This is a genomic window from Paenibacillus sp. FSL F4-0236 (genome assembly GCF_038000135.1).
Classification (GTDB): Bacteria; Bacillota; Bacilli; order Paenibacillales; family Paenibacillaceae; genus Paenibacillus_AQ.
This window is the reverse complement of sequence record NZ_JBBOBK010000001.1, coordinates 1,894,492-1,917,848: the sequence shown is the minus strand read 5'-3', so window position 1 is coordinate 1,917,848 and position 23,357 is coordinate 1,894,492. Positions and strand designations below refer to the sequence as shown.

General features: G+C 40.5%; 23 protein-coding genes. 8 read left to right on the top strand and 15 right to left on the bottom strand.

The window, feature by feature from the left end; translation table 11 throughout:
* Positions 1 to 76: 76 nt before the first annotated feature.
* Positions 77 to 1,792, bottom strand: coding sequence for a cache domain-containing sensor histidine kinase (locus NSQ29_RS08710; protein WP_341124813.1), 1,716 nt, complete (start codon positions 1,790 to 1,792; stop codon positions 77 to 79).
* On the bottom strand, positions 1,789 to 3,360 hold the full coding sequence (locus NSQ29_RS08705; RefSeq protein ID WP_341124812.1) for a response regulator transcription factor: 1,572 nt from the start codon (positions 3,358 to 3,360) through the stop codon (positions 1,789 to 1,791). The genes NSQ29_RS08710 and NSQ29_RS08705 overlap by 4 nt, the downstream gene beginning before the upstream one ends.
* 244 nt (positions 3,361 to 3,604) lie before the next feature.
* Here NSQ29_RS08705 and NSQ29_RS08700 point away from each other — a divergent pair, with 244 nt between their 5' ends.
* The 3 genes from NSQ29_RS08700 (at position 3,605) to NSQ29_RS08690 (ending at position 6,712) form a co-directional block, all read left to right on the top strand.
* Positions 3,605 to 4,924 carry an ABC transporter substrate-binding protein gene (locus NSQ29_RS08700; protein WP_076300600.1) on the top strand — a complete coding sequence of 440 codons (1,320 nt, stop codon included), beginning with the start codon at positions 3,605 to 3,607 and terminating at the stop codon, positions 4,922 to 4,924.
* A 68-nt stretch (positions 4,925 to 4,992) separates the two neighbouring features.
* Positions 4,993 to 5,880 carry a carbohydrate ABC transporter permease gene (locus NSQ29_RS08695; RefSeq protein WP_341124811.1) on the top strand — a complete coding sequence of 296 codons (888 nt, stop codon included), beginning with the start codon at positions 4,993 to 4,995 and terminating at the stop codon, positions 5,878 to 5,880.
* Position 5,881: 1 nt separating this feature from the next.
* Positions 5,882 to 6,712, top strand: a complete 831-nt coding sequence (locus NSQ29_RS08690) for a carbohydrate ABC transporter permease (protein WP_341124810.1) — start codon at positions 5,882 to 5,884, stop codon at positions 6,710 to 6,712.
* 271 nt (positions 6,713 to 6,983) lie between these two features.
* Here NSQ29_RS08690 and NSQ29_RS08685 read toward each other — a convergent pair whose 3' ends face one another.
* Positions 6,984 to 7,490, bottom strand: a complete 507-nt coding sequence (locus tag NSQ29_RS08685) for a DL-endopeptidase inhibitor IseA family protein (protein ID WP_339265488.1) — start codon at positions 7,488 to 7,490, stop codon at positions 6,984 to 6,986.
* 508 nt (positions 7,491 to 7,998) lie between these two features.
* Between NSQ29_RS08685 and NSQ29_RS08680 the strand changes: the two genes are divergently transcribed.
* Complete coding sequence (locus NSQ29_RS08680; protein WP_341124809.1) at positions 7,999 to 8,574, top strand: hypothetical protein; 576 nt, start codon at positions 7,999 to 8,001, stop codon at positions 8,572 to 8,574.
* A 98-nt stretch (positions 8,575 to 8,672) separates the two neighbouring features.
* Here the strand turns inward: NSQ29_RS08680 and NSQ29_RS08675 are convergent, their stop codons facing one another.
* The 7 genes from NSQ29_RS08675 to NSQ29_RS08645 all read right to left on the bottom strand — a co-directional run bounded on the left by NSQ29_RS08675 (position 8,673) and on the right by NSQ29_RS08645 (position 13,468).
* Complete coding sequence (locus NSQ29_RS08675) at positions 8,673 to 9,254, bottom strand: DUF4303 domain-containing protein (RefSeq protein ID WP_256721748.1); 582 nt, start codon at positions 9,252 to 9,254, stop codon at positions 8,673 to 8,675.
* A 21-nt stretch (positions 9,255 to 9,275) separates the two neighbouring features.
* A complete protein-coding gene (locus tag NSQ29_RS08670) occupies positions 9,276 to 9,734 on the bottom strand; it encodes an SMI1/KNR4 family protein (protein ID WP_341124808.1) in 459 nt (152 codons plus the stop codon).
* 62 nt (positions 9,735 to 9,796) lie between these two features.
* Positions 9,797 to 10,363 (bottom strand): hypothetical protein, encoded by a 567-nt coding sequence (locus NSQ29_RS08665; protein ID WP_076300596.1) that lies wholly within the window; start codon positions 10,361 to 10,363, stop codon positions 9,797 to 9,799.
* Positions 10,364 to 10,400: 37 nt separating this feature from the next.
* On the bottom strand, positions 10,401 to 11,150 hold the full coding sequence (locus tag NSQ29_RS08660) for a hypothetical protein (RefSeq protein WP_341124807.1): 750 nt from the start codon (positions 11,148 to 11,150) through the stop codon (positions 10,401 to 10,403).
* A gap of 35 nt (positions 11,151 to 11,185) precedes the next feature.
* Positions 11,186 to 12,196 (bottom strand): hypothetical protein, encoded by a 1,011-nt coding sequence (locus NSQ29_RS08655; RefSeq protein ID WP_341124806.1) that lies wholly within the window; start codon positions 12,194 to 12,196, stop codon positions 11,186 to 11,188.
* On the bottom strand, positions 12,159 to 12,827 hold the full coding sequence (locus NSQ29_RS08650; RefSeq protein ID WP_341124805.1) for a hypothetical protein: 669 nt from the start codon (positions 12,825 to 12,827) through the stop codon (positions 12,159 to 12,161). Before NSQ29_RS08650 ends, NSQ29_RS08655 begins: the two co-directional genes overlap by 38 nt.
* A gap of 68 nt (positions 12,828 to 12,895) precedes the next feature.
* Entirely contained in the window at positions 12,896 to 13,468 is a 573-nt protein-coding gene (locus tag NSQ29_RS08645) for a hypothetical protein (RefSeq protein ID WP_340970746.1), read from the bottom strand.
* 340 nt (positions 13,469 to 13,808) lie between these two features.
* On the opposite strand from NSQ29_RS08645, the gene NSQ29_RS08640 reads away from it, so the two are divergent.
* The 4 genes from NSQ29_RS08640 (at position 13,809) to NSQ29_RS08625 (ending at position 16,568) form a co-directional block, all read left to right on the top strand.
* Entirely contained in the window at positions 13,809 to 14,516 is a 708-nt protein-coding gene (locus tag NSQ29_RS08640; RefSeq protein ID WP_076286234.1) for a glycosyltransferase, read from the top strand.
* Entirely contained in the window at positions 14,513 to 15,229 is a 717-nt protein-coding gene (locus NSQ29_RS08635) for a glycosyltransferase (RefSeq protein ID WP_340970750.1), read from the top strand. Before NSQ29_RS08640 ends, NSQ29_RS08635 begins: the two co-directional genes overlap by 4 nt.
* A gap of 342 nt (positions 15,230 to 15,571) precedes the next feature.
* Entirely contained in the window at positions 15,572 to 16,024 is a 453-nt protein-coding gene (locus NSQ29_RS08630; protein ID WP_341124803.1) for a MarR family winged helix-turn-helix transcriptional regulator, read from the top strand.
* A gap of 25 nt (positions 16,025 to 16,049) precedes the next feature.
* Positions 16,050 to 16,568, top strand: coding sequence for a GNAT family N-acetyltransferase (locus NSQ29_RS08625; RefSeq protein ID WP_076300589.1), 519 nt, complete (start codon positions 16,050 to 16,052; stop codon positions 16,566 to 16,568).
* Between the two features lie 93 nt (positions 16,569 to 16,661).
* Here NSQ29_RS08625 and NSQ29_RS08620 read toward each other — a convergent pair whose 3' ends face one another.
* The 5 genes from NSQ29_RS08620 to NSQ29_RS08600 form a co-directional block, all read right to left on the bottom strand.
* A complete protein-coding gene (locus tag NSQ29_RS08620; RefSeq protein ID WP_341124802.1) occupies positions 16,662 to 17,954 on the bottom strand; it encodes a galactokinase in 1,293 nt (430 codons plus the stop codon).
* A gap of 245 nt (positions 17,955 to 18,199) precedes the next feature.
* A complete protein-coding gene (locus NSQ29_RS08615) occupies positions 18,200 to 19,807 on the bottom strand; it encodes an S-layer homology domain-containing protein (protein ID WP_341124801.1) in 1,608 nt (535 codons plus the stop codon).
* A 135-nt stretch (positions 19,808 to 19,942) separates the two neighbouring features.
* Positions 19,943 to 21,544 (bottom strand): hypothetical protein, encoded by a 1,602-nt coding sequence (locus tag NSQ29_RS08610; RefSeq protein ID WP_341124800.1) that lies wholly within the window; start codon positions 21,542 to 21,544, stop codon positions 19,943 to 19,945.
* Positions 21,537 to 22,250, bottom strand: coding sequence for an ABC transporter ATP-binding protein (locus tag NSQ29_RS08605; protein ID WP_042189353.1), 714 nt, complete (start codon positions 22,248 to 22,250; stop codon positions 21,537 to 21,539). Before NSQ29_RS08605 ends, NSQ29_RS08610 begins: the two co-directional genes overlap by 8 nt.
* A 198-nt stretch (positions 22,251 to 22,448) precedes the next feature.
* Positions 22,449 to 23,228 (bottom strand): sporulation protein, encoded by a 780-nt coding sequence (locus NSQ29_RS08600; RefSeq protein WP_341124799.1) that lies wholly within the window; start codon positions 23,226 to 23,228, stop codon positions 22,449 to 22,451.
* Positions 23,229 to 23,357 lie beyond the last annotated feature (129 nt).

The following is a 23,357-nucleotide window of genomic DNA, read 5'->3' as shown; positions in this document are numbered from 1 at the left end:
ATTTTTTGAAATCTAACAGATTTCGATTGTAAACAAAAAAAGGGCCATGCTTTTATGAGCATTGGCCCTTATGTGATCATGAATCTTCTTCTCTGATGTGACGATACTGCGGTATGCGTACGATAACGGAAGTGCCAATCCCAGGTTGACTATGAATATTGATCCCGTACTGGGATCCAAATAAGAGCTGTAATCTTTCTTGCACATTTTTAATCCCATAGCCGGAACTTTCATGTTCAAGAATACGTGCGATCATATACGGTTCCATACCGACGCCATTATCCTCCACGACAAAAACAATATCCTCACCGTCAAGACTTGCCCGCAGGATGAGTTTACCTCGCCCCTCCCGCTTCAGATCGATGCCATGCATAATCGCATTTTCAACTATCGGCTGTAAAATCAAATGAATCATTTCAAATTGAAATACCTTGTCGTCGGCATCGAATTCTACGTCAAATCTTGAATTGTGCATAGCTAATTGAATATGTATGTATGCTTGAACGTTAGTCCATTCATCTTGAATCGCAATAATTTGCTTCCCTTTATTTAAAGTCGTTCTGTAATAACTAGAAAGGTTATTTACCAAGTCACTAATTTCTTGAGCATCGATTCGCAGCGCTTTGGAATTAATTAAAGATAAAGAATTATATAGAAAGTGGGGATTGATCTGAGCTTGCAACGCTTTGAGTTCGGCTGACTTTTGCGTGACTTTTGTTTGATATACTTCCGAAATGAGTTGATTAATTTGTTTAAGCATAGAACCGAAACGATCGGTAAGCTGCCCGATTTCATCTTTGGAATTCGTGGATACAACAACCGTAAGATCACCATCTTCCACCATCTTCATTTTGGTGTTTAATTTCTCGATTCCTCTTAACAGCGTCTCTGAGAACAAGAAGATAATGATACTGAGGAAAACCATACAGATGAGTACAATGATACCCGTGGCGCTTAAAATATTGCGAATGCCTGTATTGTATTGATCATCGGAAACCAAATAATGCAGGACCCAATCGGTTTGCGGAATATCTTTGTTTATAACTAGGTAGGATTCGCCACCTAAGCTTGCTTTTGAAGTACCACTCCTTGAAAGGGATTGAAGCTGAACATCATCCATCTGCGGGGCATGCTCTGTTAACACCGGCTGATTCTTTTGATCGGTAATAATGATGCCCCTACCTTCATTCATCTTGCCAATGAAATCACCGAAGATTTTATTGTAATCAAACCGGACGTAAAGTTCAGCGCTCACGATTTGAAGATCGATATCGCGAATCACTCGAGTGGCAAACAATTCTCCATCCTCGAACCACCACTTCGTTGACTCGCTGCTCTTTGTCGCTTCATACCAATCCTTATCCTTAACTGCTGAAGAAGGCGTAATGAAGTTTCCTAATTCGGATTGCCGATTCTCAGAATACAACATAATCTCAGTCATATCCCCAACCATATACATTAAATTAAAAAAAATAGGTTCAATTTTATCATTCAACGTCTTAAATTGAGCGTACAAATCCTGATCTGGATTACTCATCAAATCAAGAAGCGCAGGATGAAATACAATCGATTTCATGGATACATCCTGTCTCAGAAGACGGTAACTAATTTCTAACGCCAGCTTCCTCGCCTCGTTATCCGCGCTTTGCTGAACCTGGCTTTTCAATGAAGCTTTGGAACTTTGATAGGCATACAAGCCCAGTACAATCGTTGGCAGGAAGATAACAATCACATATGAAAGCAATAATTTCTGACGCAGGCGGATATTACGAATAAATTTGTGCAGACTCATCTTCTTCCGCCACCCTCCCGATATTGAATAGGAGTCAGGCCGTTATGCTGCTTAAACATTAAATTAAAATAGGAAGTATTCGCAAATCCAACGGTACTGGCAATATCAACAACTTTAATCGTTGAATCTCGCAGTAGCTCCTTCGCTCGCTCCATACGTACAGCTGTAATATATTTGATTAGGCTTTGACCTGTACTTTTTTTAAAGAGGAAACTTAAATAACTTGGCGATAAAAAGACACGATTAGCTAAATAGTCAACCCCAATATTATTTCCGTACTCCATCTGGATGAGTATCTGTACATCTTCAATTACTTTGCGGCATTGATCATCTGTATTCGTTTCAATTTGCAGCAAATGTTCCTGAAAAATGGATAAAATGACTTGCCTCAACTCAGCAATTGAATTGCAAAGTGCGATTCGCTCCAAACCTTCCTTTAGTAAACTGCTGCTTTTTTTGCCTTGAAGCTCTACTACTTTTTTCAATATTTCTGTAAATAAAAGTTTGGCATACGTAGAACTAAAGCGCTTACTTTTTCGCATACTCGCAATGAGATACTCTATTTGATGCTCGAGTGTACGATATTCATTTCGTGCAATGGAAGTATAAATCTCCTTAAGCATAAGCTCTAACGATTCGTCGTCTATATGGTCATGAATGCTTTCGGCATCTTTGGAACAAACGACACTTCTATCCATAAAAAACCGAAAATTCATTAACTCTTCCATTTGGGTGAACTCGTCATGAAGCCCCTCTAGCTTATCTACCGGACTACCGACAATAATTAAACATCGCCGGTCAAAGCGAGTCTCCAGCCATTCTTTAACCTTTTCTCCATAAGTCATAAGCTCTTGCCCGTTATCGCTGTTCTTTGAAGCGGGATCAATTACGACGAGCATGATGCTTTGGTATTCATTGATATGTAATAAAAACATCTCATGTTTACTAGTCGATTGAAGAAATTCAAACGCTTCTGTATGATGTTGATCAAAAAAGTGATTTTGCAATCCAATCATAATCATATACATCCGCTTATTTTCCAGATGATTTAGTCCAGCAAAAGCTGCCCGTTCCTCGTAATGGACGTCACTCTCACGACCTTGAATGAGATCAAACAGGAGCTTTTCTTTCTCATACGCCACTCCTTTATGAAAGCCTTTGATCAGCAACTCGTCCTTCTCTCTCTGAAGTCGTTCGTCCTCTAGTATAGCGATTATGGATTGGAATATTTTGAGGAATTCCTTCACATCGATCGGCTTCAACATATAACTAACCGTTCCAAGTTGAATCGCTTTTTGTGCATATTCAAATTCCCCATAAGCACTGTAAATAAGCACCTTAAGGTCCGGAATGACTATCTTTGCCTGCTTGATTAACTCTAAACCGTCCATGAATGGCATGCGAATATCCGTGAATAACAGATCTACATGATGGCCCCTAATATATTCCAGCGCTACTTCCCCATCGTTGGCCTGAGCAACAGAAAAGGGTAGAGCATGCTTCTGAATAAGCCATTCAATAGCATCGATTTCGGCTTGTTGATCATCGACTACTAGAATATGATACATATTTTCCTCCTAACCGTTCATCGGGCGGTATTTACTCGCTTCCAGAGGATACTCACTACAAACCAAAGCATAGCACACTAGGCATTCCAATTCATACCATGTTACATTAACCACATGATTTGGTTTCTATTGTCAGATGGATTCTGTTAGATTTCGCAAAAATCTGTTATTTCGATGGAAATGGTATTTACATTACAATGAAATCTATACCGCAAAACAAATTTTAAATTTGGGAGGTCTTTGTATGAAGAGAACGTGGTTAATTCCCACTACTGCTTTACTCGCCTTGTCAATCCTCATAACAGGCTGCAGTTCCAACAGTACGAACAACAGCAGCACAAAGGAAAGTGCAACACCAAATGATACGGCGGCGCCGAAAGAATCAAAGGCTCCCGAACCGGTAAAAAAAGTGAAGGTTAGATTATCATATTGGAACAAAGAAGACAGTGTAAAGGCACTTCTGCAATTATTCAAAGATAAACTTCCCGATATAGATGTGGAGTATCAGTTCATCGATAACAAGACTTACGTAGATGTCATCAAGACCCAGCTTGCAGCAGGCGAAGGTCCTGACATTATCGGTGGAGTAATCGACGCAAATACCGTCAAGACAGGATATTTCGAAGATTTAACAGAACGTTATGCTAGCAAGTATTATGAAACCGGCACGTCCACCGCGACATTTGATAATAAACTGTACGGATTGCCGCAAGCTAGTTGGTTTAACGGGGTTTACTATAATGTTGATCTATTTGCCAAATATGACCTAAAAGTACCAACAACGCTTGATGAGTATTTCCAAGTAGCTGAAGTACTTAAGAAAAATGGAATTAAACCGCAAGCAATCGGTCTAAAAAATCCTAACGTAGCAGGCCAGTCCTTCCTTGGTTTAGCACTTAATGAATTTATCGGCACAACCGAAGGAAAAAAATGGAACGATGATTTTGGTAAAGGAAACTCAAAAATGGTCGATGCCCTGGAGCCTGCTTTGACGACATGGACCGAATACTTGAAACGTGGTGTCTTCACCAAAGATATGCTTGGGCTTGAAGAAGAACAAGCGATTGACGAGTTTACAAGTGGCAAGGCAGCTATGTTCCAAGCAGGACCTTGGTATATGGAAACCTTTAAGCAAAAGGCGCCTGACATGAAGATTGATATGTTCCCGAACCTGGGTACAAAAGGTGGCCCGGGTTGGATGGTCGGTGGTCCAGGGGTATCGTTTGGTTTGAATGCGAAGTCCAAAGTCAAGGATGCAGCGTACAAGGTGCTTGACCTGTTATCTACACCAGAAGGTCAGAATGCTTACTGGGTCGATAATAAAGGAGGTTCCTCTTTTTTGAAAGGGGTTACTTTTGAAATGCCAGCAGAGTACAACGGTGCTCAAGAAGCTTTCAAGGCGGGCAATGTCATGTACCCTGTTAATAATTGGGGCGTTGCTGGCCCTGCTTTCTCAGATCTAGGAAAAGGTATTCAAGAAATCATAGCAGGTACTAAAACGCCTCGACAAGTACTAGAAGCGGTAGACAAAAAAGCAGTTGAACTGTTGGAGAAATCTAAATAGGTCGTATAAATTACAAGGGGCAAAGCGACTTGCTCCTTGTACATCCTATAAGCTAAAGGTTGTTGCATATGAACAAACCAAACATTTTCAAACGAGAAATCAATTATGTTCTGCTTCTGCTTCCTGCCTTACTTATTTATTGTACCTTTTTCATATATCCGACGTTAAAGACCGCTGTATACAGCTTTACGAACTGGTCAGACGTGCATCCCGTTGTTGTCAAATATGTTGGACTAAACAATTATATCGCTCTATTTAAAGATTCCCTCTATTTAACAGGGATTAGCAACACTTTAATCTATGCAGTACTCGCGATGCTCGGACAGAATTTGCTAGCCATTCCATTAGCGGTATTTCTCAATAAAAAATTAAAAACAAAAAATCTGCTGCGGGCTGCGTTCTTCCTTCCTGCGGTGTTCAGCGTATTGGTTATCGGTTTTCTCTGGAATTTTATGTACTCACCTTCCGACTTCGGTTTGATTAATCAACTAGTAGTTGCTCTTGGCTTCGAACGCATCAATTTTCTCGGAGATCCGCGTCTTGCGCTCTACTCAGTCATCATCGCCTCCGTATGGCAGTGGGTGGGTTACACAATGGTTATTTATTTGGCCAACTTACAGAGCATCTCAACAGATTATTATGAAGCGGCGAAGATCGACAGAGCGAACGGGTGGCAATTGTTCCGTTATATCACGCTTCCTCTACTGCTTCCAGCGATCACCTTCAATACGGTTATGGGGATGATAAACGGGATGAAGGTATTTGATATTGTTTATGCCTTGACTGGAGGTGGCCCGGGGTATTCTACTGAAACGATCGTATCACTCATGATCAAAAAAGGGCTCAGTGAAGGTTTCTATAGCTACGGAGCCGCATTCGGAATCGTCTTCGTGATCCTCGTTGGCTTGATCACCTTTCTTCACTTTACACTAATCAAAATGTGGGAGCGGCGGTAATATGAATCGATATACTAAAGGGTCTGCCGTTACTGAAATTCTCTTGATCGTCATAGCCGCGATTTTTTTGATCCCTATTTACTATTTGATTATCACGACTTTTAAAACCCCAGCTGATGCAGTCTCTAGTCCGATGGGCCTTCCAATTAATATCACATTCGACAACTACGTTCGCGCCTTTAAAGCAATGAACTACTTCCATGTGTTAGGAAATAACCTTCTCATTACGATTTCCTCCGTCGCGGGTATTGTTATGTTTTCTGCGATGGCTGCTTACAGCTTGGTACGACATACGAACCGCTTCAATCGCCTCGTGTTTCTTTTATTCATGGTTGGAATGATGGTACCGTACCAAATGGGGGTCTTGGCACTTTATAAACAAGTATCCCAGCTTGGACTTATGAATTCCCACACGGGTGTTATTCTTATAGAAATTTGTTACAGCCTCCCGCTCTCTATCTTTTTAATTAAAAGCTTTATCGGTTCTACCGTTCCATTTGAACTGGAAGAAGCAGCAAAAGTAGACGGCTGTGGGGTGTGGAGAACTTTCTTGCAGATTGTGTTCCCCCTGCTTATGCCGGTGATTGCCACTGTAGCGATCGTGAATACGCTGGGTGTGTGGAATGATTTCATGACACCGCTCTTGTTCTTGCAATCCCGTTCAAAGGGTGTATTACTCTTAGAAGTGTTCCGCAATATTGGGCAATTCTCGACCGACTGGACGAATTTCTTCCCGATGATGCTCCTAGCGGTCGCACCACTCATTCTGTTCTACATTTTCATGCAAAAATATATCATTAACGGCATCACGTCCGGCTCGCTAAAGGGATAGGGAGTTAATGACAAGGGGTTCACACTGAATCATGCAGTTGTCAGCAGAAAGTAAAATATTACACTGAACCTAGAAATTAAAACAGCGATAGCACAGGACGAGAAAAAAGTCCTAGGCTGTCGCTGTTTTATTGAAGTAACGTTTTCTGTTAGTTCAATAATTCATTTTACCGATTTGGCTACTATCCATCTCAATATAAAAGCTCTAGCTCTTCTTTCTGCAATCAGTTTTTTCAATGAATAATTTATCTCCCTATATAACAGGCGCTATTTCATTTTTTCCTTCTTAGTATCCTACTCTTTTTTTTGCATGGATCGTAACGGTAATCGGCATATCGGCTTCTGCGTAAATTGATCGTAAGTACTTGGGTGGATGGGTTGCGCAAGATGAAATAACGAATAGCTTCCCCATCAGCGATTGAGTCGCCTGGAATACCTAAAATAGCGTCAACTATTATATTTGTGCTTGTCTGTTTTATAATTTTTAAACCCAACACTCTGCTAGGCAATCCCCCCGTATCTGCATCAGGAGAGTAAAGACGTCCTCGAATGTTTTTAAAACCTGCGGAGCAGATCATGCGATTTGCGTACACATTGTTCCAAAATTGGCGATAATACCGAAAAATTTTGATTCGGGTCGAGAATCGCAAGGGAAGTCTGTAGTAATCAAAATCACCGATTCGAATCGGTGGACTGTTTAGATCATACGAAAAGACTACTTTCTCCCATGCCTTTTCCGCATTCTGAATAAATGCCATAAGTCGTTTTCTCGAAACCATGCCGTCCCCCTCCTTATCGCTCTTCCATTGCATACTATGTATGTTACCTTATGGAAGGCACGGCAAGAATGGATCCTCGTATTTCATGATTTTTCATTTCATGATGTTTGCCGGCTCATAAGTAAAAACCTTATTTTTGAGACAGCAACTTGTAGCAAGGAACGATTACTGCTCGCACTTCACGCATTACAATCTTCGTTGTCAAGGAGCAAATGAAGATGATAGCGGATATCCGAGCATTGAAAAATAAAACAGATTTCATCCTTGTATACCTACATTTTGGGAGAGAATATCGAGCATTTCCATGCATGCTGCAGCACACAAAAAAAACGCGACTAAACCGTTCCTACCGGCAGCCTCGTCATTTCTTGCTAAGTAATTTTCTTATCGTTCTAGCAGTAAATCTAAATCCCGAAAGCCTGGAGTGCTTTTTCGATGAAATGTCCAAACGTACCTTTCCGGTAAAGCATATGTTGCAGATAACTGAATTTTCAAGGAGGGAAGCACATTGAATAAGAAAAGAAAACGTCAAATCCCCGTTCGCAAACAGCAAAACGAATTTATAACACCTGCAATTTTAAGACGAACGATACGAAATGTGCTGCCCTTCTATCGCGAAATCGTACGCAATCCAGCATACTCAGCTGCATGGGTGCAAGCGGTGAATAAGATTGATTTTGTGCAGATGGAAAGACTGTTTCAAAAGGTAAGCCATGCCCCAATTGCAGAATTAGGATCAGGGTACAGTTTCGGCTTTCGTACACCTATGCGGGATCGACTATACGTCAACGGTTTTTTTCTTGACCCCGCTCAAAGTAAGTACAAAGTGGGAGAACATCTCGTAGTAGTACAAGCTATTCTTCCCTTATACCTCAGGTTGGCGACTGATATTCCATTTGCAACGCGTGTCACTGCCGCAATTAATTCAGGTAATACGACAAGACTGAACAGTTTGATTCGCGGATTAATACGCTCCCGTTTTTTACTAACTATCAGAGCACAAGATTCAGGCTTCAGAATCAGCTTTAGATTTCCGATCAGTCGCAAAATATATACTAATTACACCTTACTAGGAGTGGGCTAGTTAGTTGTTAAGACTGCCGACTTTCACTGGTGGCAGCAACTGATTGAACTACTCGCGTTTAAAGTGGTACGATTCCTAAGTACGGGAGACTAACGTTTCTACTCCGCCGCTTCCGTCAACCATGCTTGCATAACCGGTGATTCCGCCCGATTCAAACGTAGGGCGATTTCGGTATTGATCTCATCCGGCGGCATGACTTCGACAAGGACACATACTGACTCTCGCAGCTGATTCATGGCAAACATGCCTTCATCATCAAGCATTTTCATTGCCAGCTCCATGGCCTTCAGCCTCAAATCAAACTCGCGATTCCCTTCGTCATTCTCAAGATCCGCAATGAAAGGACGCTCGATGAATCGTTGTTTAACGTGATCGAAGTTCTCATCCCCGAAACAACAATAGGGTGAATCGGCATAGGACCATTTGATGAGTTCAGCAATCGTCGATCCCGGTGTGTCACTTTCGTCTCCTTGTCTGGTCGATTCCATCTCCAAAGCTTCCCACGACCAGGCAGAGATGCTAGGCGCATGTCCCTCGCCAGTAGTATGTAGCGTACAGTAATAATAATGTTCGCCATTTTCAAAAAGAGCACGAAATGACTTTCTGGCAGCAGCGGCGATTTCTATCGCCAGCGTCTCTATTTCTTGCATCGGCTTCATGATAATGGTCCTCCTTTCCATTAATCGATCAGCTCAGGTTATTTAAGAACGCTCGTCAATCAGCCGCTCTAGAAATTCCGCAAACGTTGAAGCATACTTGTCGATCAAATCATTCATGAGATCATAACACATGATCGGAAATTCCCCCTGTTTATCTCTAGTAGACGTATCAAAAAAATAAAGCTCGTCGCTATCCGGCACGAACAAGTCCAGTCTGTGGGGAAACCGACCTCCCCACCATTCCTCGGCTTTATTCAGTCTATGTATGTAAAGAAGGTCGCCGTCGTAATACTCTCTATGTTCCGGAGCTGCGATCGCTAGAATATTGCCGTCTCCCAACCGGGCATTACCGTAATGAACCAGCCACCAGCGATAAGATGGCGGCAGGCAGAATCCTAATTCCTCTTCAGCTTCTGCTATCCAGCTTTCTTCCGCACCATGGCCAGGAAACCATTTTAAAGCGGAGGTCGTTTTCAGTTTTTCTGCCAAACGCTCATACATAAGTTCGATCCCCTCTCCTTATACATGGGTTTATTGTAAGTTTTGGATATCTATCCAATCTTCTACAAATGATATGGCGGCGCTTTTCCTGCTACAATGTTATCAGGATGAACGTCAGTTGGCTCATAGTCATTCATACGGAGAAGGATATACTCAATCTCTTCTAATGGCATCTGCAATTTTTGGCTGACTTCATAAAGACCCATGTCTTGCGAAAGTAGTTTCCGTGCTTGATTTAGCTTTCCATTTAGCCAATTGTTTTCAAGCATCCATTTTTTCACGAGATCCAGTAGTTGATTTTGAGTTTCCTTATCTGCATGCTTATTATATTTAGCGACTGACTCTGACAAATAGTTACAAAGGTGACTGCCTAATACCTCACGTTGCTCATGCTTGGACATCCGTTGGTACTGTTCATAACTTATGCTGATATCTAATTCGAGGGTATGATCCCTGCTATCAAAACGTCTGGATGTTGTTCGACCATAACTTTCAGGTAAAACACGCAATACAAAAAAGATATCATAGGGAAACTTCCATGTATTTGCTAATTCCTCTAAGGGCAGCAGCTCATCTCTCAATTGACCCACACACGTTCCATGTGTATCCAAAGTAAAAACTAGTTTCATACATACCTCCCTCTCCCACACTTAAGGAGTATCCGGATCATCTGTTATTTTCTGAGATCGCTTCGCAGCCTTTCGACAAGAGCCACTGCTCCATAACTTCAAACGCCTGCCCCGCATCCTGTTCATAGAAGACAGCCACCTCTTGCTGGTAGGCATAATTCAATCGCACATAGCCGCCCAGCTGTCGGTAGAATAGGAAACAAGCATAGGCATTCTCAATGGACAAATCCGGCGGAAATTCGTTTTGGCATAAGTCGGCCAGTTCGGGCAGCGTAAGCTGATCCTGTCCTTGTGGCAAACGCAAAAAGAGATGGCTCCGAGTGCCCGTCCACGGTTCATAGTAGATGCTCTCCCCTTGGCTGATTCCATACACCTGACGATATATTTCATCCATCACCAAGGCGTACATCCCTTCGTCTTCCTGCTCCCGTGCCTGCAGGGAAATCGCCTTTACGTGCTCCGCATGCCGAGGTAGCCAGAGCAGCCTAGCTGTCTGGGGATGTACTGCCAGAAAATCACCGTCCACCGTTGTACCTATAACGATACACTCGCCGATCTGTTGCTCACTAATGGGGCTGTTTTCGTCATGCTCCCATAATCCGTACTCGGCAAAAGGTTTAAGCACCTCCGCATCGGGAAGCTGAACATTCAACCACCCTCTGTAAGTCCCTTCACCGAATCGCCGCAAAAACCGGAGGTAGCCCTGTGGATAAACAGTAACGTCTTCCTTCGCAAGTGCTTGGTTTTGGCCGTCAGATAGCGGTTTTGGCTGAGATACGATGTACATAAATACTCCTCCTGTTAACTGAACGATCCTACCTTTTATTGAAAACCCAATTTTGCTAAAGATTGTTGTATTTCCCGGTCTGCTTTACTTTTGAAAGTTGCAAACTCCACTGAAGATAAAGAATTCGGAAGTTTCTGATGGATAAAGGAATCAAAATCGATTGCCGTCTTGAGAATACGAAGCGTGTGCAGCAAAGGTAGTTGCTCCATTCCCGTCAAACGGGTTAATCCTTTACAATTCCTAATAGAAAGTTCCTCCAGTGCCTTCATATCCTGGTTAAAGCTGATTTCCTTCAGTTGGATTTGATCCTCAATAACAAGTCTCTTCAGCGCTTGAAAGGCTGTAATATTGGTCAGGTCATGGAAGCCGCGGACTCTAGTAATCTCCAGGTTCTCGATTGTATTCTCTTCAATTTCATGAATGTGCTCCCGGCCTCCAAGCAAAATGCGAAGGTGCTCCAGCTTCCTCAGCCGGTTAATACAATGGAACGGCAGTTTGCTGATCGAATGCAGCGCGAGATAATTCAAGTTCTCCAGATAACCTATAGCATCAAGGTTTTTAACCTTACCCCCTACATGCAATTCCTCCAGATCAGAGAACTCTCTAAAATATTGCAGGTTGAGGGTCTTTTTATCCGAGATAATGTTTAATTTATTTAGAGAGTGCAACGTATCAATCCCCAGAATTTCCGAATTCTCCAGCTCGTATATGCCTATGCTCAAACTGCGCAGGTGATCCAGCTTCGCCAATGCTTCAGTGTTATGTGCCTGGGTGAGACTATCGAGGTGCAGCATTTTCACATGAGGAATCCGCAAGAGAGTATGACAATCAAAAGACAGCGAATAGTGGGCGTAGAAACGCACTCCGAAATCCTCATTCCAGCGCGCGCAAAGCTCATCCACTTCTTCCAATATGGAGCCATAAAAATCCGGGTGAGAAAATTGAATAATCACTTGGTTACCGTGGTGCAAATCCCGCTCGATCAGATCCCGGTCCAGCAGGGCAGGATTATTGATCAGAATTCTTTTTTTCCATATTTTCCGCATCCATTAATCCTCCTTTTTTGCCATTGATCACAAGCCCGTATTTACTGAAAATCCACGATTTGCTCAAATCGTGAATCGCATCATGGCTTATACGCACAGAAGGCTTTTGCTCCTTCATAGCATCTGCGTCATGCGCCGAGAAGCGAAGCGGCTTTGTCATTTTATTAATAGAGTCTTTTATTTCATCGAAAAACTTATATGTTAACGGCTTATGATCCCTGATATCCTCATAGATATAATACTTCCCGTTTTCATCTTCCAAATCCATTTGAAAGCCTTTAGGAAATGAAAGCAAGATACACGGCAATTCATCCTCTGCCCATTGTCCGTAATAGGGAAAATGGACACCTTCATTTCTCGCAAAAAATCCGGAGCCTTCATTATCAGACGCAACAGAAATGGAATAAACAAAGAATGGGTGACCATCATTCCTTTTTTCCTCTGCCGTAAAATAATGATAAAATGACTGATACGCCTCATACACCTGATTCTGGTCATGCTCTGTCTGGGCATAATTGGTTAGATAAAATTGCGCTTGCTTATGTTCAAAAAGCTTCAAAACGCTTTCAAACTCTTCCGGCCTTAAGAAGAATCTAAGTTTATAAAATCCGCTGTTCTTTAATCTATCCATTTCTTTTCTCTCACCGCCATGTTCTAAAGTGTCATCTCAGATGACTTTAGCCATTTGCTCATGTATTTTCAAAATTCATATTTCGCAAATCGTTCTTTGAGAGTTTCTTCGTGCGGGATCCACTCCCAATCGCTCCATAATGACATTCTTACGAGTTCTGACAGCTTATCTACGGCTTGTGCCGGACTCGTAATGCTAATGAAGTCGTCAAAATCCTCATTGCGGATATCCAACGCTTTCTGCAAATAGTCATCGTTAAGACGCTCTTCTTTAAGTTGTTCATATTCATCCCTCGTCCACTGTTCACAAAAGATTCTTTCGGCCTCAATATCTCCATTCTCGAACAAAGACAACTCGAATATTTCCTCATTTATATATCCGGCGGTCATCACTGGCTCCTCGATAAGCCGAGACAGCGTTTTGCCGATCTCCTTCACCGTACCCCATACAAAATAATCATGGAGCACGCTGATCCAGTACTCGTTGCTTTTGCTTACGTACATGACAACATTGAACTTTTGAGCCACAGTATTTGGCTTGCCTAATACTGTGGCATGCCCTTCGCTTAGCTCTCTTAATGCTTCGACAGTCTTATCAAGGTTGTTCGACTTGATATGCAAATTTGCGAATGATCTTCCCACGAGATGGCCTCCTCTAATCGCTTTCTTATTCAGACTGATTCTTATTTATATCCTATAGATTGTATCTAAGTATGTCTCTTATTTCCATTATAGTGATCATTTGTCCTGAGTCTTCCTACTTTTCACCTGAATTTTGGAAATGGCCTTTACTAGGGAGAGATACTGTATTGTTGCTTCAAGCTGAGCTAGATCTCGATAACACAGTCATGACTGTGATCTTGTGTTCTTTATAAAAATCCATTTTTGCATCCATGAGGTTAATATGCCGTTACTCTATCCTAACTTGGACATATCGTATTATGAGACTTTTTCCAAAAAAAGCATCTGAGGGGTTGGTTAGATGAAAGGTGTTTCTATTATTACCTGTACAAATCGTCAAAATTATTTAAACAACCTACTCCAAAATTACAACAGACAACGATATGCCCAAAAAGAACTCATCATTATTATCAATAACAATGCAATTCCACTTTCCCCCTACCAACACTTAGCTAAAAAATACAAAAACATAAAGATATTTCGTAAGCCAGAACATCAAACTCTGGGTTCATGCTTAAACTATGCCGTCACAAAATGCAAATATCATACCATCGCCAAATTCGATGACGACGATTATTATGCCCCTCATTATTTGACAGAAAGTATTCAGACATTAAATAGAACAAATGCTGATATTCTTGGAAAACGAGCTCATTATATGTATTTAAGTGGTTCAAAGACTTTAATCCTTCGTTTCGCGCATGACGAACATCGAACAGTTACCCATCTCCCAGGCGCTACACTCGTCTTCAAACGTAAAGTATTCGATCATGTGAAATTCCCTAATAAAAACGTGGGTGAAGATGATCTTTTTTGCAGCAGAAGTAGAAAGAAAGGTTATAAGGTTTATTCTGCGAGTAAGAATAACTTCGTAGCCATCCGTAGAAAAAACTCTTCAAAGCACACATGGATCATCAGTGATAGCACTTTAATAGCAAACCATAAGATCATCCGTAATATTAAAAATTACAAAGCATTTGTTGGACGCAGTCCAAAGATCAAATTATGAAACGGGCTACAGATTCCACTATATCTGCTGTATCTATTCTGACCTGTACGAAACGAGCTGACTGTATAAATACACTGTTTGATAACTATCGACGACAAAATTTTAATCTTAAAGAACTTATCGTAATCATAAATAATGATAGTTTGAAGATAGATGACTATACAGCTGCTGCAAAAAAACATAAGAATGTGTGGGTTTTTAAAGTACCGGAACATCATTCTCTCGGTTATTGTTTGAATTTTGGTGTGCAATTAGCGAATTATAGTTATATTGCAAAATTTGATGATGACGATTATTACGCTTCCAACTATTTAACTGATAGCATGCAAATACTCCATAAGACTAAAGCAGATATCGTTGGAAAACGGGCTCACTATATGTATTTGAATGATAAGAAGTTACTTTTGCTTCGTTACCTCCGAATGGAGAATAAATATGTAACCAATGTTCAAGGTGCGACCCTACTCATTAAACGCAAGGTGTTCGATCAGATTTCTTTTCCAAATCGGAACAGAGGTGAATGCGTTAAATTTTGTGCTGATTGCGCAGCTCGTGGCTTTAAGATTTACGCAGGTAATAAGTATAACTTCGCTGCAATTCGTAGAAAAAACTCCAAAGATCACACCTGGATCGTCAGCGACAAGAAGCTTTTATCAAAAAGTGTTAAAGTTATTAAAGTAAAAAACTTCAAAAAATACGTCACTCGAAACTGAATTAATGAAATACGAAATGCAGACTTTGGCCAGATCGAGTTATTTGCTAATGTTACCGGACACTGTTCAATAACGAGAGACTACCATTTGTGCGGTAATAACCCAATAAAAAGACTGGATGGCAACATAACCATCTTGCTATCCAGTCTTTTTATAAGGGCTTCAAATCGTGAAATACCAAGAGTTAGTTTTATAAATTTCTAATACATAGAAGTCACGCTTCACTTTACTCACCTCGCTATTTTATTTATTTATTTTTTATTGCAAATGCAACAATTATGAGATAAGTTAATATATATTATTTATTGCATTTACAACAAAATACGCGCTAAGGAGTTATTTATGAAGGAAATCCTACGTGAAATTGGAATGATAGCTAGGGCATTAGATTCAATAAGCAATATAGAATTTGCAGAACATGACCTTACAAAAGGGCAATATTTGTACCTTGTTCGAATATGTGAAAACCCAGGAATAATTCAAGAAAAGTTAGCTGAGATGATAAAAGTAGATCGAACAACAGCTTCACGTGCAATTAAGAAATTAGAAATTAATGGATTTATTGAAAAGAAAGAAGACAATCAAAATAAAAAAATAAAAAAACTATTTCCTACAGAGAAAGGGGTTACTTTGTACCCATACATAAAAAGGGAAAACGATTATTCCAATAAGGTCGCATTATCTGGATTCTCCGAGAGTGAAGTAGAACATATTTTCACCATGCTGCAGAGAGTTAGAAAAAATGTAGAAAAAGACTGGGAGTTAGTCAAAAAAGGAAGCAAAAGAGATTATTGACTTAGTAAACGGAGGACAAATAAAAATGACCATAAATATAAAAAAGTGTACGTTTGAAGATTTAGGGTTACTCCAAGAAATCAGTGTTGAAACATTTAACGATACATTTCAGAATCAAAACTCACCTGCAATTATGAAAGCTTACTTAGATCGTGCTTTTAATTTGAAACAATTAGGAAAAGAATTATTAAATAATTGTTCGGAATTCTATTTTATTTTTTTGAATAAGGAAGTTGCTGGGTATTTAAAGCTAAACTTTAATGATGCCCAATCAGAAAAAATGGGTAATGATTCGCTTGAAATCGAGAGGATTTATATCAGGGGGAAATTTCATAAACGGGGACTAGGTAAATACCTGATGAATAAGGCATTAGACATAGCAAAAGATCAGAATAAAGAGAAGATTTGGTTAGGCGTTTGGGAAAAAAATGAGAATGCAATTAAATTCTATGAAAAAATGAATTTCGTTCAAACAGGGACTCACTCTTTCTATATGGGTAATGAAGAACAAATTGATTTTATAATGACTAAAACACTCATTTAATATTCTCATATTTCGTGAACCAGAACATCATCAGAAAAAAAATCGGCACCAAGTATATAGCTATATGCTAACTAGGTGCCGGCTGATAAACGCCTATAATAGATTTAAATTAATAGCACCATGTTTACGAATGCGGACAGGATAAATCTGCTCAACACCAAATGAGTGCATATATGCTTTATAGGAATCCGTATATTCTTTTGGCAATAAAGCCATTATAACTCCTGCAAAACCGCCTCCATGTACCCTGCAGGCTCCTGCCCCCTTCTCCTTGATAAACAGCTCAGTTAATGCCAAATATAGTGTCACACCCTGTTCAGTAGGAGTAGAGTTAGAATAGCAATTTTGCAGCCATTTCCAGGATGAGTTTCCAGATTCATTTACGAGTCTTATGAAGCTGTTTGCATTATCGTCTGTCAAAGCTTTTACTTGTTGATCAACTCGAATGTTTTCCTCATAGAAATGCAGTGCTCTCAATACAGCTCTATCTCCAACACTCTCTCTAAGTTTGTCCAGGTTGTCCAATATATCTTGCTTTTCTAAATCACGAAGCACATTTTTCCCAAGTTCTCGGGCAACAGCCTTCATTTCTGTTGGAATTGAGGAGTATTCTTCACTTAAATCTGCATGGTTTGCACCTGTGGGGACAATAAATAACTCATAACCTTTGTCAATGGATGAAAAATTTAATGTAGTGATCAGCGGAGCCTCGATGGTTTTAAAATCAATCGAAATTAGTCCCCCATATCCACAAGCAATTTGGTCGAGCAAACCCGATTGTTTGTTCCACTCTGAATTCTCTGCATATTGGCCTATCTTGGCACAGGTAACGACATCCATCTCGTTATTGTTGTAGAAGAAATTAATAATAGAACATATCAACATCTCAAAAGAAGCTGATGAGCTTACACCTGCTGCACTTATGACATCACTTGTGATACAAACATCAAAACCGCCTAATTTATAACCGTAACGTTCAAAACCGTCCAAAATCCCTTTAACTAAGGTATATGTTCCTGAAAGGTTAAGGCTATTCCCACTCGAATTTAAATCAATAATGAAGTCTTCGTTATAGGTAATGCTTTTTATACGAATAATATTTTGATCATTTTTCGCAGCCGCTCCAATACAATCCATGTTTATACTGGCAGCAATTACTTTACCTAGATTATGATCTGTATGATTGCCACTAATTTCACTGCGCCCTGGTGAGCTAAAGAGAAACACTTCGCCCTCTGCAAATTTTTTTACATATTCCTGAACCAAGGTTTTATATCTTTGCTTTTGATCGTTAATGATAGATGGAACATCACCATACAGACTTTTTAATGTTCTTTGAAATTCTTTTGATTCGATCAGTTGAATTGTTTCTGTAATTGATGGCATCCTTTGAATTCCTCCATATGCATAATTGCTCAAGAAGAATATAGCATTTATTAATTATTTCATACTAGTGAAAAATGTAACTTTTATATGGATGATTATGACTTATAATTCCTCAAATATATATATTTAGTGTATATGTTGCGTGCCAAGAGCTTTCACCGTAACGCGCGGTCGTTGCGCTGTGATAACTAAATAAAAAGACTGAATGCCATAGCAAGATAGCTATATGCATCCAGTCTTTCTTTTTAAAAGGTATAATCGTAAAATTTCTCTGCATTACTTACGCTAGACCATATATCTGCGCTTTCCCCACCTATATACCAATAAGCGATTCCGGCTAGATTGTTCTTAACGCTTAAATCGTATTTCGCTATTAAAGAACGGCCATCCTCAATCCAGATCGTGTGCTTTATGGACTGCTTCGAATAGTTGGCAACATATTGTCCTAAAGTCTCATTCCATACAGGTTTCATTCCATAGCTACTAATAATCTGATTTTGCTCCGGAAGCGAGATATACTTTGAAGATGAAACCGTACCATTCTGATTCAATGTCCAGTCCCGATTATATAAAGGCAGTGCCAATATAACCTTATGGCTGGGTACGTCCTTTAGTACAGTATCCACTGCATGTTGATCAAAAGGAATAGAAGCATTGGACCCTGGAAGCTTACTCCCGTCATAATGTTCGTCATAACCCATCATCACCATATAGTTCACTTGCTTACCTAGTGCAGCGTAGTCAAAAGCATCTGTCCAATCTGTTCCAAGATCAGGAGAGACGTCTATTGATAGCTTCGCGTTAAGAGCATGCATTTTCTCAGCTAATAATGTAATGAACGAGGTCAAATACTCACGATCGTCAGGCGCTACATTTTCAAAATCAATGTTTAGTCCATCTAATCTATATTTGCTCACTAAAGCTACTAATTGATTTACTGCCGTATTCCTTGTGGTTACACTCGACAACATTTGATGGGTCGCTTCTTGATCCGATCGATTGCCTACCATCGCCCATATTTTCTTATTATTCTTCTTTGCCCATGTGATCAGCGAAGCATCCGTTGAATCCGTTACTGCACCTGTTTTTCCTACATAATACCACCGTGGTGATAAGGTGTTAACGTTGGATTTCAGAACCGTATTCTCATATTGTGCCGTCGTCTGCCCATATTGCCAGCCTATAACGATTCGATCCTCCGGCTCATCATCGAGTTCTGCTGCCCAACTCTCATTTTGCAGCACTCGGTCAATGAGGACGGCCGTTTCCTGTCTAGTTATAGGATCAGAGGGGCGGAAATTCTTGCGATTATCCCCCTTCATCAAACCTAGATCATTTACAGTAGCAACAGCTGATCTTGCCCAGCTAGCAATCTTATTTCGATCATTGAACGAAGTTAGAGCATGAGTATGGTTTGTTTGCTTTAAAGCTTTGGCCATCCATACAGCCGCTTCCTGCCTGGTAACTGCTTTTGCTGGCGTGAAAGTAGTTGCCGATGTGCCGTTAGCCAGCTCAAGCTGAACAGCTGCCTGTATCCAGCCGTAATACCAAGCTTTTTTAGCTACATCTGTATAAGGAGATACTGGACTGACTGCCGGATCAAGCTTTAGCAGACGGTCAAGAACCGTAATGAATTCCGCTCTAGTAATCGATTTAGTAGGTGAGAAGCTTGTCGCCGTTGTGCCGGTTAATATGTTGCGGTGATACAAATCTATAATTTCATTTTTAGCATAACTAGTATCTATATCCTTAAAAGGCGCCTCATCATCAGCCGATATATGTTGAATAAATACTCCTGCTACAAGCACTACTACAAGGGTCGTAATTACAAATCTACCAAATCTATTGTTCACGAGATGATCCTCCTCGGATATAATCTTCGAATTATACCAAGGATAGAAGCTATAAACACTGCTAAAATAATGGTAGAGCGCAAAAAAAATAGGGCATCCCACTAGCCGTTACGACTTTTAGGATCCCCCTATGATTTAAAGAGCCCGAAATAAAAGCTCCCCTTTGGATTGAATATATCGATACATCGCACCACAAACCACTATTATTAGTAATCCAATCCCTAACAATACGAGATTGCCATTCAGATCAGATAGCAGCAGACTCATACCAAATGGAATCAGTAAACTTATAAACCCTATCAACATCGCCACTAAGACGGATGCGCTTTGTTTGACTACCGATACTTCATTTGTCCACTCCAGTTTAGGTAACTTCAAATTAACGAGTACACCAGTCATTGCAGTAAGACAAGCATAAAGGACCGGAATAACCAATAATAGCAAGCTTTCCACCCATCCCGTACCTAGGGATATCATAAGGAGCACACTACTTACAACCGCAATCGGCACGGTAATCGTAAGATTCACTGCAATTTTACTTAGCAATATCGTTATTGTCGGCACAGGTGCGCTTTTTAAAATCCAAATATTATTACCTTCGAGCGAAATAGAACTGGATGTCGTACAGCTTAAAGTTACAAAAACGGAAACAAACAGTGGAGCCAGTCGATTCAGATAATTTGAAAGCTCTGGTATCTCAACGAGTTGTCCTAGTTGCTCTGCACTAACGAACAGTAAGGCGATCGCCAATACAAGTAACATTACCATGCCTATACTCGTGTTAAGTACATAGATAGAAGAACTAAAATAGCGACGCAGCTCTTTTTTATACAATGTATAAAGCGGCGAGGATACTGCAAGTGATTTCATTTGATATTTATTTTTTGAAAAAGAAGACGTAAGACCTGTGTGGATCGCTTTATATTTGCTACCAAGCACGATGGTAAACAGCATAAAAGAAATCAGCGAAAACCCAATAAACAATACTAAGGAATCAAACTGAAACGAGCAAACCGCATTTACATACATAAGCGTCAAAGGATACAAGTTGTATATTTGATCAGCAATTTGAGCGCTCATATCCGCAAGTAATTGTGGATTGTTACCATTTATTTGACCTGAACCAACAATTATAGCAATAATTACAACAAAAGTTAGGATGAGCGTTATTATACGACTTCCTTTAAATCTTGAGGAAACCCAGCTGATCAGAGCACCTATAATCGTTGCAGCTATGATCGGCACTAATGGAATAAATAACAGTGTCATCAAAAAATACAAATAATATAGTACGCCGGGATTCACCTTTATAGCATAAACAATGCCTGCAGGTACCATCACCATCAAAGAGAAGAATAGGTTTAACACATAAAGCTGAGCCACCCGACTTGCTACAATATGACTCGTTTTGATTGGCAGCGACATTACGAGATCGTAGTCTTTGGAGCCAAATAATACACCACTAGCCTTATAGATCGTTGTAAAAAATCCGATTAAGCAAGTAACTGCCATCATTATCGCAAGGAGCAGCTCTGGCCGGCCAATCTGTTCAAGGGTCTCTGCTATCATATAGCTATAACCAAATGAAACCACAGCCATCATAACAATTCCAATTAGGATCCCGATGGTCAGCCACAGCATTTTTTGTCTTTCTTTCACATCACGTGTGTGCAAAGCTTTATTTAACCCAAAGGAAGAGATCAGCTGAATCTTCGTCAATCTCCAGATATTAATCATGCTTAATCAACTCCAAAAATACATCTTCAAGGCTGCTGTCACCCTTCACCTCTTCTGTTTTCCCATGCGTAATCAATTCTCCCGCTTTGATAATGGCAATCTTATTACAGAGCTTCTCCGCTACATCCAGTACATGCGTTGAAAAAAAGATCGCACTGCCCTGACTGCAAATCTCCGTCATGATTTTTTTAAGCGTGTGTGCCGCTTTTGGATCAAGTCCCACAAAGGGCTCATCCAGAACTAACAGCTTCGGTTTATGTATCAGTGCTGAGATGATCGCGAGCTTCTGCTTCATACCATGAGAATACGAGGAGATTAAATCCCCCAAATGAGATGTAATCTCAAATTCATCGCCATATTTCTTAATCAACAACTCCCGATCTGCTTTCGATACACTAAAAAGATCACCAATAAAATTCAAGTATTGAATGCCGGTCAGATGATCGTATAGATCTGGATTATCTGGAATATACGCAGTGATCGCTTTGCAGGCTAAAGGATCTTTTTTGATGGAATGTCCACCTATTTCGATATCCCCCTCTTCAAAATCAAGAACACCTACTACTGCCCGAATCGTCGTTGTTTTCCCCGCGCCGTTATGACCGATAAAGCCATAAATATCGCCTTTCTCGACCACTAAGTTCAAGTCATTCACTGCCTTCTTACCGCCCTTATAGCTCTTGGTAAAATGCTTTATTGTCAGCATCTTGGCACTCCCTCTCCGTTCGTATTCGTATTAGTAACTTTCATCATGCAATCAATGCCTACCGTTTCATACAATGTTAGGATAGTTTTACTATAGTACGTTTATCCTGTCCATTTAGTTCATTCCTTCATATAAATAAATTTTTCTTTATAAAAACGAAAAAAGAGAGGGGTTCTCCCCTCTCTTTGATAATCCTGTTTATACGTACTTATGGATCGTTGCGAGCAGTTGATCAGCTACATAGTCAACTCCGTAAGCAAGTTGATTGTGATCAAAGCGTATTTTCACAAAGCTCTCATCTGTATCAAGCGCATCGGCGAACAAACCAGCTAAACCACGTGCCTTGCGATCAATCTGTAGGAGCAACTCAATGCCATCCTCATTTGGAAAGAAAACGATTTCTAATTCGTCTAGTTGATTCCGGAACTGTGAGGGGGGAACGAATTCAAATTCTTGAACAAAATCTAAGCCATTGATCCTGCCGTAACGCGGTGCATATTCACAAGTCACTTCACGAATATGGAACCCGAGCTGATTCATCGCATCCAAAATAATCGCACAATATGGATGAGGGCCTACTTGAAGATAATCCTGATCCTTCGGATCAATTGCCTCTTTAATATCAAGTCCGGTTTGAATCCAAACCGGCGATCTACCTAACGTCACTGGCGTTATCGCCGGAAGCTGGAATGAGACAGGAAATTCATAGACCTGCTCCGCCACTACTTTGAATTTACTTGCTAACAGGAATTTGGATACCGTCGCTTCCACTTCCATCTTCTTATCGTTCAGCTCTTTCAAGTAACGCGTCTTAACGAATGCGTAGACGTCATCGACCTCCTGATCCACTCGGCCACCTTGAATTCGAACGGTACCACAGATCGTATCACCTGCGTTCACGAAATCTTGATGGAGCATGAGATCTACTTTAGCCGCTCCAATTCCGGCACTCGCGAGCATTCGTTTAAACATTGACATTGTAATGAATTCCCTCCCTAATATTTGCATATTTAAGGATACGAAGGGAACCACCTGAGGTTTCATTTACGGGACAGTAAATGCCATGCTACTGACAAAAAAGAAGCATCCTCACCCCAAATAGGGTTG